This is a genomic window from Chryseobacterium sp., assembly GCF_022869225.1.
Lineage (GTDB): Bacteria > Bacteroidota > Bacteroidia > Flavobacteriales > Weeksellaceae > Chryseobacterium.
On sequence record NZ_JALIHL010000001.1, the window covers coordinates 4,439,404 to 4,452,261 of the forward strand.

Here is a 12,858-nt window from a genome sequence, read left to right on the forward strand (position 1 = left end):
GCTTGCCCGATGAAAACATTCCCGGTTTTATCCGGACCCGAATCATTCCTCAATTAAGAGCATAAAATTTTTTGTCATGTTCAGCAGAAGTAACAGGGCCAATGAAGCGGCCTTTTTCAGAGCCATTTTTGAAAAATACAGTGAGCGTATGTTTTCATTTATCTTTTCCCGGATCAGAAAGCGGGATGATGTTCTACATGTCTTGCAGGGCACTTTTATACATCTTTGGAAATACAGGAAGAAGCTGAAATCAGACCATGCTCAGGGTATGGTCTTTAAAGCCTGCCGTCAGGAAATTTTCCGTTACTATAAAGAAAAGGGACTGCCATGTGTTTCCATTGACGATGAAGCCGTATTGTTGATTGATGAAACGGAGGAGGAATTGGAATTCAAAATGGAAAAGGAAAGGATGCTGGAGGAGCTGTATGCAACATTAAATCTTGTTCCGGAAAAAAGAAAAGCCATATTTATTAAAAACAAACTGGAAGGAATAACGGAAAAAGCAATCGCCGAAGAGCTGCATATGTCTAAATCTGCTGTAGAGAATCAGATTTCTAAAGTCATGCATTTTCTTAAACGAAAACTTCAATAATTCGTTAAAGTCTGTTAATTGTAGTTAAAGTCTGTTAAAAAACACATCCAGGGGGGTGTGTTTTTTTTGCTTTCAAACTATAATACTAATAGAGACCTTAACGAATGACTTATGGAAAAATACGAAAATAAGGCCCCCGAAAATACTGGGCCGCTTACTGCTGAAGAATCAGCACGGGTATGGGAGAATATTATTGCCGGTATCGATAGCATGGAAAGACGGAAACAGCAGCACCACCCATGGATTCTGGGGACTGTACTGCTCTTGTTTGCGGTGACCGGTATTATTGGTTATGACCGATATTACAGGGACGAGGTTTTTATGGCTGCGAAAAGCCCTGAAAAAATACAATTGAAAGACGGTACGGTCATCACGCTGTTGGAAGGAGCAAAGCTTACCGTAAAAAAAACGTTGCCTGAAAAAACAAGAGATGTCTATTTAGAAGGGAATGCCGTATTTCAGGTAGCAAAATCCAAAGAACATCCCTTTATTGTTCACGGGCTCCATTATGAAACCAAAGTACTGGGTACTGTCTTTAAAGTAATCCAGAATGGCAGCACTTTTAAAGTCAATCTGTATGTGGGAAAAGTCGCCGTAAAGAAAACAGGTGCAAGGCAGGAGTATTTTCTTGCACCCAATCAGACCTTCAGTAATTATGGCAAAACGGATATTGCTACTGTGACCCCTCTAAAAAAAGATAAGAACATAGCAACCGGTATCGGTACGAAAAAAGATCCCAATGCATTGATCCGGCTTTCTTTCAGTGGAAGCAGCGTAAAGAACGCTATTGAGGTGATAGAGAAATCCTACAATATTACGGTTAACTATCCTGCTGAATATGCAGAACATACAATTTCCATTGATATGAAAAATGCACTTGCTGAAAATATCCTGCAATCCATAGCCACCTATCTTGATCTAAAACTCAATATCTATGATACTACATATACATACAGATTGGAAAAATAGAATATGGCAGTGTATTGCCATGCACGTAATTTCTGATACGTGAACGCTACCAAAATAAAAGACCGACAGTTGGCGCTGTCGGTCAGGAAAATTAATAACAACATGCAATGAGCTACTAATTTAACATTACAAAAATATGAAAAATGTTATTGTCTATACAGTAATCCTGGTTTTTCTCAATTTTTCGGCTCTATATGCGCAGCAGCGCATTTCTGAGAGAAAAGTGAACTACCAGACAGGAAAAACATCAGCTGCAAAAGCAGTACATGATTTTTTGATCACCAATAAGCTGGAATATGTCTATTCCGAAGAAATATTGGAAAAATATAAAATACAGGGAGTAAAATGTACCAATGAAAGAGTACAGGATTGCCTGAAGAAGATCCTTAAAGGATTGCCTTTCCAAGTGCTGTTTAATGATAATACGGTTATTATAAAAGAAAAAAAATCTAAAATTTCTCAGGGAGATTCTTCCGGCGAAACAGAAACCGTAGCCCAGGAAACCACACTCGAAAAAACGAAACCGCAAAGTCCTAACGATACCATTACCCCACCAAGGGAACAATTAATTAAAGAGATTGTCCTCAATGCAGGTTACTATGCCGTTAAAGATAAAGAACGCACCGGAAGTATTTCAAAAGTTACCGCTAAAGACATAGAAAACCAGCCCGTCACCAATGTACTGTCAACCCTACAGGGACGTATGGCAGGAGTCAGTATCACCCAAAACTCAGGAGTTCCCGGAGGTGGATATGATATTCAGATCAGGGGTAAAAACAGTTTGAGAACAATATCTAATAGTGATATAGATGGAAATCAGCCATTGTACATAGTAGACGGTATACCAATCGGAGGTCAAATGACTTCTCTATACTCTGCATCTATTTTACCTGCCCGCAGTATCAATCCGTTAAACAGCATCAATCCCAATGATATTGAGAGTATTGAGGTCTTAAAGGATGCCGATGCTACCGCTATCTATGGATCGCGGGGAGCCAACGGGGTCATCCTGATCACCACCAAAAAAGGCAAATCTGGAAAATTGAGGTTCAATTTTAACACCACTTACGGGCTGAGCCAGGTAGCATCAAAAATGAAAATGATGAATACGCAGCAATATCTGAATATGAGAAAACAAGCGTTTGCTAATGACGGTATTACCACCTATCCGGCAACGGCCTATGATATCAACGGAACATGGAATCAGAACCGTTATACAGATTGGTCGAAAACGCTCATAGGAAATACGGCAACTTCATCGAACTCCCAGCTCTCACTCGGCGGGGGCAGTGAGACCACTACCTTTTTACTCAGTTTAGGACACAACGAACAGGCCACTGTATTCGGGAAGGATTTTAAATATGTGAGTAATAATCTCGCAAGTACTATTTCCCATCGATCACCAGATAAGAAGCTCCAGCTCAATGTATCCAATATGTTCTCTATTCAGAAGAATAATTTAGTACGGTCTGATGTAACCAGACAGTCATTTACGCTGGTACCTAATGCTCCGGCTCTTTATAACGAAGACGGTAGCCTGAACTGGGAGAACAATACCTTTGCCAATCCCGTGGCTGCCTACAACAGTATTTATTCCAATGAAAGCAAGCAATTTCTCACCAATATCAATACCCAATATGAACTGTTTTCTAATTTGTGGATCAAGCTGAACGGAGGGATTAATTACCAGACCTTCGAAGAGTGGTCTTTGCAACCTAACACCATTTACAGTCCCTCATCAGCTTTGGGCCAATCCAGTGCCACTTCCAGGGCATCCAAAAATAACCAGGATCGATTTTCATTTATCATAGAGCCTCAGGCAAACTGGAAATATAAAAACAATGGCCATGAAATTGATATTTTAGTTGGAGGGACTTTTCAGCGGGAACTCAATAATCAGGGATCTATATCAGGGGTCGGTTTTGAAAGCAACGCATTCATACACAATATTGGCGCCGCCACAACTAAGACAATATCGGACCAAATTCGCACAGAATATCGCTATGCAGCGGCTTTCGGAAGACTCAACTATCAATACAAGAATAAATATATTCTCAACATTACAGGCAGACGGGATGGCAGCAGCCGTTTCGGTCCTAACAAACGATTTGCCAATTTTGGTGCCATCGGAGCTGCATGGTTGTTTTCAAAGGAAAAATTTCTTGCAAACAGCAGTTGGCTGAGCTTTGGAAAACTGAGAGGGAGTTATGGTTCTTCAGGTAGTGATAATATCGGAGACTACCAATATCTTGATACCTATAGTGTATCTTCTTACATTTATAATGCTATTACCGGTTTGATACCATCGCGTCTTTATAATCCCGATTATAGTTGGGAAAAAACAACAAAACTGGAAACTGCGTTGGAGTTGGGATTTTTCAAAAATAAATTAAACCTGAATGCATCTTGGTATCGTAACCGTTCATCCAACCAGTTGGTAGGTGTCCAACTACCGGTTATAACAGGGTTCACAACGGTACTAGCCAATCTGCCAGCTACCATTGAAAATACGGGATTAGAATTTGAACTTAATGCCCGTCCCCTGAGATCAGGTGATATTTATTGGGAAACAGCCTTCAATATCAGTTTTCCTAAGAATAAACTTATATCTTTTCCAGGGCTGGAAGGTTCTACCTATGCAAATCAGTATGTAATCGGACAACCTGTCTCCATTGTTAAAGTCTATCAATATGAAGGGATCAATCCCCAAACCGGCCTATTCCAGTTTACTGATTTCAACGGTGACGGAAAAATCTCTTCTCCTAACGACAATAAGGTAATAGAAAAAATAGGGGTACAATATTTTGGAGGGTGGAACAACACAGTTCGTTATAAAAACTGGGATTTGTCCTTTCTGTTTCAATTCGTTAAGCAAAGAAATAGAAACTACAACAATATTATGCCTATTGCGGGAAGCATTAATAACCAGACCGTAGAAGCTCTGAATGCTTGGTCCGTTGAAAACCCAAACGGCTTGTATATGCCGTATTCTACCGGTGCTAATGGCACCAAAAATGCTCTGCAGATTTATTTCCAAAATAGCACCGCTTCCATTTCGGATGCCTCTTTTATCCGCCTTAAAAATGTGCAGATAGGATATCACATTCCTTTAAAAAACAGCGTCTTTAAGGATGTGAAGATCTATTTTCAGGGGCAGAATCTTGTTACATGGACCAAATATTTTGGCATTGATCCCGAATTTTCGATTATCGGCTTTCTGCCACCTCTTAGAACGTATGCTTTCGGAGCACAATTTAACCTATAAAATTCTACCAATGAAAACATTTAAATTACTATATATAATAATTGGACTATTGTTGCTGACTGCTATCCTATCATGCGAAAAGTTAGTTGAAGTTGAAATACCAAACAACCAGATTACCACTGCTCAGGTATTTGAGAATGTACAGACCGCCAACGCCGCATTAGCAGGGGTTTATGCCGCCATTTGGGATGATTCACCAATTGCAGGAAGTTCCAGGGGAACCGGCGCATTACTGGGAACCTATACTGATGATCTGCAATGTTATTCCCCTTCCATTGTTAATGGTGCTTTTGACATCTATCTTAATCAACAGATTGACACTAACACTTCCGTTTATGCGATCTGGTCAAGTGCTTACCAACGTATCTATATGGTTAATGCTATTATTGAAGGAACAGAAAATTCTACGGCACTATCCTCAGAAGATAAAGACAGGATCAAGGGTGAGGCGCTGCTGTTACGATCCATTATGTATTTTTATCTGCAAGAGATTTTTGGAAGCATACCTTACCCGGTTACTACCAATTATCAGTTTAATCAAACTCTTCCTAAAACTTCTTCAAGCGAGGTTTTGGATCATATCGAAAATGATCTTAAAGATGCGGAGATATTACTTAAAGATGAATATAGAAATACAGAACGGATATTTCCCAACCGTAAAGTGGCACAACTGATACTGGCCAAAATATACCTGGTCCAACATCGATGGGGCGATGCAGAAACACTACTGAAAACTGTCGTACAATATCCGCTTTATCAGTTTGAAAATGATATTACCAAAGTATTCAACAAATCCGGTTCCCATATTATGTGGCAGCTGAAACCAACGAATACAGGGGATGCCACCAAAGAAGCCATTTTATATTATTTTACCGCTTCAGCCCCCGCCAATTATTCTTTATCTCAGGATTTGATGGCTGTTTTTTCAAATGGAGATCTGCGTAAACAGAACTGGACAACGGCGGTAACCTTTGGCGGAAATACTTGGTATAGGGCTTTCAAGTATAAAAACCGCACCAATAATAACACCGAGTATTCTATTGTATTTCGCCTTGAAGAAGCCTATCTTCTTCTTGCCGAAGCATTGGGACAGCAAAATAAAGTAGCCGAGGCTTTACCTTATATAAACGCTACAAGACAGAGAGCAGGCCTAAGCCTATTCACAAATTCAATATCTCAGCAGACCTTTTTAAATGAAATATTGTTGGAGAACAGAAAGGAGTTTTTTACCGAAATGGGGCACCGATTTCTTGATCTGAAACGATTTGGTCGTTTGAACATATTGACACCCGTTAAACCCATCTGGAAGGACTATCATCAATTGTGGCCACTGCCACAAAGGAGCTTCTGCTTAACCCAAATCTTAATCCCCAAAATACAGGTTATTAAAATGAAAAAGTATATATTTTTATTTCTATGTTTCTTTGGCTTCCTCTGCGATGCAAAGAGTAGCGGAGATACATTGCAGGCCTGGGCTTCAAAGTTTTATAGATTTAGTATCCTGAAATATTCTGACAACGGGCGGTGGATCGCTGCCAGCAAGGTTTACTCGGCCAATAACGATACCGTTATGGTATTCGATACTCAAAAGCCTCAATTTCCTGTGGGATATGTTCTGAAAAAACCTGATCTGTCTTTTATAGCAGGAAATTATTTACTGGCTTCGGGCAATGGCAGTGCAGAACTGCAAAATCTTAAAAACAAACAAAAGAATGTATATCAAGAGGTAAAACAGGCAGATGTATTGACAGCTGTTAACCGCTATTGCATTTTGGACCAAAAAGGAAATTTGAAAATTTTTGGCATTGACGGTAAAATACTTCACAAAATTGAAGACGTACAAAAATATGTGACCGATGGTGAAAAACAACTTTTTGTACACAGGCAGAAGGGTAATTCTTCTGAAATCATTACGCTCTTTGATACATCTGCAATGTGGTATAAAACAGAGAATACCATTAAAAAAATGGAGCTGAGCCCATCGAGAAAGCAGCTTATTATTATTGAAATTGATAAGGTGACCGCTGCACAAAGGATAATTTTCATTGACACAGGTAATGGGAATCTACAGCTCCCACAAATGGCACCTTTAGAAGCAGGCGAATATATCCGGGTAAAGGAAATTCAAAACGGGAATTCCTACCTGATAGATTCCCAATTACAGATAAGACCTCCTGCCCCTGAGAAAACTCTGGTTGATATCTGGTACGGAAACGATCGATCACTGATTGAAAAAGACAGTGGCCCAACCAGAAAACGGTATTGGCTATGGAACCCTAAATCCGGGGTCACTAAAACAATCCCCAATACGGAGTTTTCGACAGTTTCCTCAATAGACAGCGATAGATACTTCCTTGCTTTCAACCCTGATGAGCTTCAGGACTACATCTATAATTCTTCTTTGCCTAAACTCAGTATGAATTTATTTGACATCAGCACAAACACCTATCACAAACTGGATGTTATGGAACCGAGAATTTACTGTTCTAAAAATGGCACATACATTACATATCCAGATACATTCGGCAGATGGATACTGGTCAATACAGCCAGTCTTCAGAAAGAGCTGATCGGTGGTCGGTCACTTAAAAAACCTATATTCAGCACCGATAATAACGCCATTTATTTTGAAAACACAGATGATCTTTGGAGATATGATATCGGCAGCAAGGCACTCGGTCCAATGAAAATAGTAGCGGGGCAGGAAGTGAAAGTGCTAAATAAGAATGAAAAAAACTTAATGGATGGGCAATCCTTTTATCAAAGCAGCATTGAAAGGGATGATCCTATTCTAATAAGTGCTATAAATATAAAAGATAATACCTCCTCTTATCTGAAATGGCAAAAGGGGCATTCCAAAAAAATTGTCGGCCCCATTCCCTATAACATCAGCTGGGCATCAAATACCCCATTTTTTGATAAATTCTGTTATATACAAGATAATTTGAACACCCCTTCTCAGTTGGTATTTAAAGATCTACGAAAAAAAGGGACCCATATTATATACCAAAGCAATACACATGATGCAGGGGCTTTTACCTTAAAACAAGAGATAATTCAATACAGCAATTCAGAAGGAGTTCCTTTAAGGGGGATCTTGTACTATCCTGCTCACCTTGATCCTGCGAAAAAGTACCCTATGGTGGTTCATATATACCAGATACAGAGCAAAAAACACAACCAGTATTTAATGCCTACTCATTCATGGCCTGTAGGCTTCGACATTCGGACTTTATTAGAAAAAGGATATTTCGTATACCTGCCCGATATTGTTTTCAGTTCATCGGGAACAGGGCTGTCAGCATTGGACTGTGTAAACAAGGCACTTGATGCCGTCAGCAGCAGGCAAAACATTAATATGAAAAAAGTCGGATTAATCGGGCATTCCCATGGTGGCTATGAAACCAATTTTATTGCAGCACATTCCAACCATTTTGCAACCTATATTTCAGGCGCTGGCAACAGTGATATTGTACGTTCTTATTTCTCTTACAATTATAATTTTCACGGCCCCTTTTATTGGCAGTACGAGAACGGGCAGTACGAAATGAGAGTTCCCTTTTCAGAAAACAAGGAATTATATTTTAAGAACAGCCCTATCTACAATGTCGAGAAGGTCAATGCTCCAATTCTATTATGGGCCGGCAGGAAAGATGAGAATATTGCATGGGACCAGGTTCTGGAATTTTACATCGGTTTAAAAAGAAATAATAAACAGGTGATTGCCTTGTTTTATCCTAACAGGGGGCATGATCCTGGAAAATATACCGCAGAAGGTGAAGATCTGAGTAAAAGAGTATCCGAATGGTTCGATTATTTTCTTAAAGAAAAAAAGGGAATTCCTTGGATCAATAAACAAATAAAGGAGGGTGCCGAATAGCACCCTCTTTTATTTTAAGGCTCAATCTCGAACAGCTCTGTCCCGCACACGGTACCATCGATCTCATACAGGTTATGCGTATTAGCGCCGTCAAACCATGTACAAACAACAACACCTGTTTGATTACATTCCTTTGGTGTCAGCATACAGGGTTCTTCACTAAGAGAACCAATTCGATAGCTAGTTGCAGTGGTTTTGCTGTTTTTTGCAACGTTTGTCGCAAAAGCGGCGCCTGCACCCATTAATATAACGGCAGCAGGAAGAATAAACTTTTTCATAATAAAAAACTAAAGATTTGTGCCTACTCTCTTTCAGGTTTTCGGCTTCCCCTGGTTTGGTATTTTTATAATGGTATCCTGAATTTGTATCTGATGATTTCATTTCCAATCAGTACATACAGATACCGATCTGTTGCCAGCATGTGTGACATTGTATTCTCTTTCCGGTTCTGGATATAAAAGCTTCCTACATATTCCTGCCTATCTGTGCGGTATATATCAACCACAGCAGCATTTTTCCATGCTTTAGCAGATTCATGTTTTCCCATCAAGTTGGACTGATTGAACAAGAGTTGGTGATTTGCCGTCGTCGTCCTATTTACTATTAGTGGTGGCGCTGTTATTTTATGTTTTCCGTCAGAAAGCTGCCTGGTTTCTATTTTAGCCTTGCTCGTGGTATCTATTGTATTTAACCGCTTTAACACATTAAGATCATCATCCATCACCAAAAATTGATTTCTATAGGAATAGGTATAAATAAGCTCTGAGGTTCCCCGGCTTATGATCAACTTTCCATCAGAATCAAAAACACCGTCGATCTGTTTTTCAAGAATAGAGGGGTTTAGCTTCACCTTTGGAGTTGTTCTAAGGTCTAAGCTGCCCAAAGTGTATTGTTTATTACTGCTATTTTGTGCTCTGATCGCAAACCTGGAAGAATCTATGACCACCAGTTGGGTAAAATAAGCATCCCTGTAGCTGATGGTCCGAGCAAGAGAATCTCCCAATACCCCTCTGTATACAACCGGGACACTGCCGTCGTACAGGTAATAGTAAGGTGATTTAACCTGAAGTTGCAAATTTCTGAAATTATGATCTGATTTATCAAGACGGATCTTCGCAGCCAAGCCCCATGTAAATGCTGTATCAACTGAAGTCAGGATCAATGGTGCCGTAACATTACCCAGATAAATGCTGCCACTATCAGCTCCCGCGAAGTAATAAGAATTGATTCCGAGATCTATAGTCCTATCTTCAATAATAGGATGCAGCAGAAAGCGCCTGGTAAAGTTATTTTCCTTTTTAATGATATTTTCAGAGGATAAAAATAAAGTGATCACAATTCCTGCAGAAACAAGACTTATTCCTGCTGTGCCAATGATCGTTCTGTATAGCTTTCTTTCATTTTTCCGCTCTACAATATAGATACCTGCAAATGCTAAGAGAATACAGACCATATTAAAGATCAGATGCTCAGTCCAGCCCAGCTTTTCTAAAATACCGCCACAGGAACACGGTACAAAATCACTGTAATTCAGAATGAGATAAATATAAACCGTGAAGCTTACCAACATTCCCAGGGAAAGATACAGCCCTATGAGCCTGGTGCTTCTAATACAGAGTAATACAACAATAATGAGTTCCGTCATAATCACTGCATAAGAAATGAAACCTGCATAGGCACTCAGTAGTGGTGACTGTGCCAGCTGTACCTGAAAATTCTCAAAATCCAGTATTTTGCTAACGCCTGCATAGCAGAAGAGCAATACAAAGAAGTATGCAATGATGATGGGTAGTTTTAAGATGTTTCTTTTCATAGGGACATTATTTTCGCATTTATAAATTGAAATAGTTCTGATATGACAGTTTAGGATTAATTTCAAGTAACCACACTTAATATATTAATTAACCCCCAAAAGTCAGATAATGAATTTAGAAACTTAGTTAATCAAATCCCGTGTTGGAATTACTCAATTTAGCAGAATAAGTAAACAATGTAACCTGAGCCTGCAAGCCAATGGGTACAATTCGTGATAGTTTTTATCGTATCAAGCAAGGTTACGAGACTGGAGGCGGAGTCAGCCGTCGTAAGTCAATTAATAAAAACAGAGTAGAACCCTTTATTGAAGAAGCTGTTGTGAAAATAAGTACCATCCTCGTTTACAAGTGCCGTTTCATCTGCCTTAGCAGCAAATGATGAACTTACGCCTTCGATCAGAATTGCGGCGGGAAAAATTATTCTTTTCATATGTGTGTTTTTTTAAATTGTGGCTTACTTTTTTATTCAGGGTTTCAGCATCCCCTGGTTTGAAATCTCTGAGTAACGACTGTGCAAATCGGAACCTTACAAGTTCGTTTCCGGAAAGTACATAGAGATAGCGGTCTGTTGCTAATAGTTGGGATAGTGTGTGCTTTTTTCGGTTATGGATATACGATTATCGAACAATCACAACGCTGTTTTTTTGATTATATTGTACAGATGAACAATGGTAAATCACAGTGCAATATTGAACCTGTTGGTAAAACACGGGATTTTTGAATGTATATTTGAAATAATATGTACCTTTATTACGATAAAGGCCCCATAGTTCAATGGATAGAATAAAAGTTTCCTAAACTTTAGATCCAGGTTCGATCCCTGGTGGGGCTACAAATTGCCCGCAATTCACAAGACTGTTTCCCTGTTTTCAAGCTGGCAAACGATGTCAATTAAATCATTGAACAACTATCTGATTATATTTCGAGTATAAAAAACTCAGAGCTATGAGTGGGGGTGTTAAATTGAATTATTTATTCATGATTTCTATTTTTGCATCACTGCTGTCATTCATATCACTTTCAGGTTTATAATAATTAATGATAAAGTCTTTTGCCTCCCAGACAAGATAATAATAAGAATCTAATTTGGCTTTTTCAAACATAACATCCTTACTTGAAGCTTGACCAAATCCAAAATCACCATGTTCATCATTGTCATCATATTCAGGAAAAATAGGAGAATCCAGTGCTAATTGTGGAGATTGATATTCCTTAACGATTTGCTGTAATACATCTGAACTTTCTTTGGCGTCGATAAAAAAGGAAAGTGAAGTTATTCTTCCATGTGTAATGACTATGCTTTCATTTTTAACTTTCTTATCAAAAAAAATTAAAGGGAAATGATATTCCTCTTTTTTTCCTTGTGCATTAATCAACAATGATTTTATCTCCTCTCCGAATATATTTTGAAGATCTTGTGAGTTTTTAAACGGTTTTTCCATGCTTATTGTTGGGTTACATTTTAAAAATTACCATTGCTGAATATACCCCATCAGACGCAATCCATTTAATGTCTATAATTTCATAACTATGGGTAGATAAAAAAAATTACTTCTTTTCTACATTTTCGGTTGACATTGATTTAAAAATCCTGACTCTCATAGTATTAATTTTGGTTTATCCGAATATACAAATAATTCAAAAATACAAATACAGTTTCCGGTAATGCGGATTTATAGTAAAAAGATACCACAAAAAATCAAATTTCCATAATTAGTGATGTATTTGGCACAGGCGTTGTTACATTGAAAACAACTATTGAAAGAATAGCTATTTATGGGAACAAAAATATTCCCGTGTTATGCGGGAATATTTTTTAAACGACACACACATCACATAACTTATAAATCATTTTTTACACTTTTTACCTCCCTCGGGAGGTTTTTTTATTTATGACCTCGCTCATAATTTTATTGATGATGAATTTCCTAATTTTAAAACACACTTTATTTTCATGCCCATATTATCTTTTTGTTCACCTCCCGACATGATGGGAGGTTTTTTTATTAAATCCCGTTAGTAGAAAGACGCCTGTTTAAAGACGATTAACATATTAAAAATTAATTTGATATAATTTGATCATTGAAGCCGTAAAAATCGACCTCAGCATATTGGATGCTTTGCTATATCTGATATGTGGGCAGTTACGCTTTTGAATGTAAATAAAGTTAAGAAAGCAACGCAGAACAGGGCTATATAATGAAAGAACCCGCTCTTTAGGAGCGGATTCAGTAGATAAAACATCTCATTTTTTTAATTAGACAACAATAAAAAGCACAGCCGACAATGCTGTGCTTAAATTTTTATTTCAAATTTAATTGCAATTTCAATGGTAGTA

8 protein-coding genes and 1 tRNA gene are annotated in these 12,858 nt (G+C 38.4%); 5 read left to right on the plus strand and 4 right to left on the minus strand.

Annotation, left to right across the window (positions count from 1 at the left end; genetic code table 11):
- Positions 1-76: 76 nt before the first annotated feature.
- The 4 genes from MUW56_RS20720 to MUW56_RS20735 all read left to right on the plus strand — a co-directional run bounded on the left by MUW56_RS20720 (position 77) and on the right by MUW56_RS20735 (position 8,706).
- Positions 77-592 carry a sigma-70 family RNA polymerase sigma factor gene (locus MUW56_RS20720; protein ID WP_292014981.1) on the plus strand — a complete coding sequence of 172 codons (516 nt, stop codon included), beginning with the start codon at positions 77-79 and terminating at the stop codon, positions 590-592.
- Between the two features lie 111 nt (positions 593-703).
- Positions 704-1,561 carry a FecR family protein gene (locus tag MUW56_RS20725; protein ID WP_292014982.1) on the plus strand — a complete coding sequence of 286 codons (858 nt, stop codon included), beginning with the start codon at positions 704-706 and terminating at the stop codon, positions 1,559-1,561.
- 136 nt (positions 1,562-1,697) lie between these two features.
- Positions 1,698-4,826 carry a SusC/RagA family TonB-linked outer membrane protein gene (locus MUW56_RS20730; protein WP_292014983.1) on the plus strand — a complete coding sequence of 1,043 codons (3,129 nt, stop codon included), beginning with the start codon at positions 1,698-1,700 and terminating at the stop codon, positions 4,824-4,826.
- A 10-nt stretch (positions 4,827-4,836) separates the two neighbouring features.
- Positions 4,837-8,706 carry a RagB/SusD family nutrient uptake outer membrane protein gene (locus MUW56_RS20735; protein WP_292014984.1) on the plus strand — a complete coding sequence of 1,290 codons (3,870 nt, stop codon included), beginning with the start codon at positions 4,837-4,839 and terminating at the stop codon, positions 8,704-8,706.
- A 14-nt stretch (positions 8,707-8,720) separates the two neighbouring features.
- Here MUW56_RS20735 and MUW56_RS20740 read toward each other — a convergent pair whose 3' ends face one another.
- The 3 genes from MUW56_RS20740 to MUW56_RS20750 all read right to left on the minus strand — a co-directional run bounded on the left by MUW56_RS20740 (position 8,721) and on the right by MUW56_RS20750 (position 10,950).
- A complete protein-coding gene (locus tag MUW56_RS20740) occupies positions 8,721-8,984 on the minus strand; it encodes a DUF6520 family protein (RefSeq protein ID WP_292014985.1) in 264 nt (87 codons plus the stop codon).
- 65 nt (positions 8,985-9,049) lie between these two features.
- On the minus strand, positions 9,050-10,519 hold the full coding sequence (locus MUW56_RS20745) for a DoxX family protein (RefSeq protein ID WP_292014986.1): 1,470 nt from the start codon (positions 10,517-10,519) through the stop codon (positions 9,050-9,052).
- Between the two features lie 275 nt (positions 10,520-10,794).
- Positions 10,795-10,950, minus strand: coding sequence for a hypothetical protein (locus MUW56_RS20750; RefSeq protein ID WP_292014987.1), 156 nt, complete (start codon positions 10,948-10,950; stop codon positions 10,795-10,797).
- 330 nt (positions 10,951-11,280) lie between these two features.
- On the opposite strand from MUW56_RS20750, the gene MUW56_RS20755 reads away from it, so the two are divergent.
- Positions 11,281-11,352 (plus strand) — tRNA-Arg (locus MUW56_RS20755).
- Positions 11,353-11,488: 136 nt separating this feature from the next.
- On the opposite strand, the gene MUW56_RS20760 is transcribed toward MUW56_RS20755, so the two are convergent.
- Positions 11,489-11,962 (minus strand): hypothetical protein, encoded by a 474-nt coding sequence (locus MUW56_RS20760; protein WP_292014988.1) that lies wholly within the window; start codon positions 11,960-11,962, stop codon positions 11,489-11,491.
- Positions 11,963-12,858: the final 896 nt, after the last annotated feature.

Bases quoted from the DNA above. Each gene is read 5' to 3' on its own strand.
- MUW56_RS20735 (WP_292014984.1), top strand. From the start codon at position 4,837: ATGAAAACATTTAAATTACTATATATAATAATTGGACTATTGTTGCTG.
- MUW56_RS20760 (WP_292014988.1), bottom strand. From the start codon at position 11,962: ATGGAAAAACCGTTTAAAAACTCACAAGATCTTCAAAATATATTCGGA.
- MUW56_RS20720 (WP_292014981.1), top strand. From the start codon at position 77: ATGTTCAGCAGAAGTAACAGGGCCAATGAAGCGGCCTTTTTCAGAGCC.
- MUW56_RS20725 (WP_292014982.1), top strand. From the start codon at position 704: ATGGAAAAATACGAAAATAAGGCCCCCGAAAATACTGGGCCGCTTACT.
- MUW56_RS20730 (WP_292014983.1), top strand. From the start codon at position 1,698: ATGAAAAATGTTATTGTCTATACAGTAATCCTGGTTTTTCTCAATTTT.
- MUW56_RS20750 (WP_292014987.1), bottom strand. From the start codon at position 10,950: ATGAAAAGAATAATTTTTCCCGCCGCAATTCTGATCGAAGGCGTAAGT.
- MUW56_RS20740 (WP_292014985.1), bottom strand. From the start codon at position 8,984: ATGAAAAAGTTTATTCTTCCTGCTGCCGTTATATTAATGGGTGCAGGC.
- MUW56_RS20745 (WP_292014986.1), bottom strand. From the start codon at position 10,519: ATGAAAAGAAACATCTTAAAACTACCCATCATCATTGCATACTTCTTT.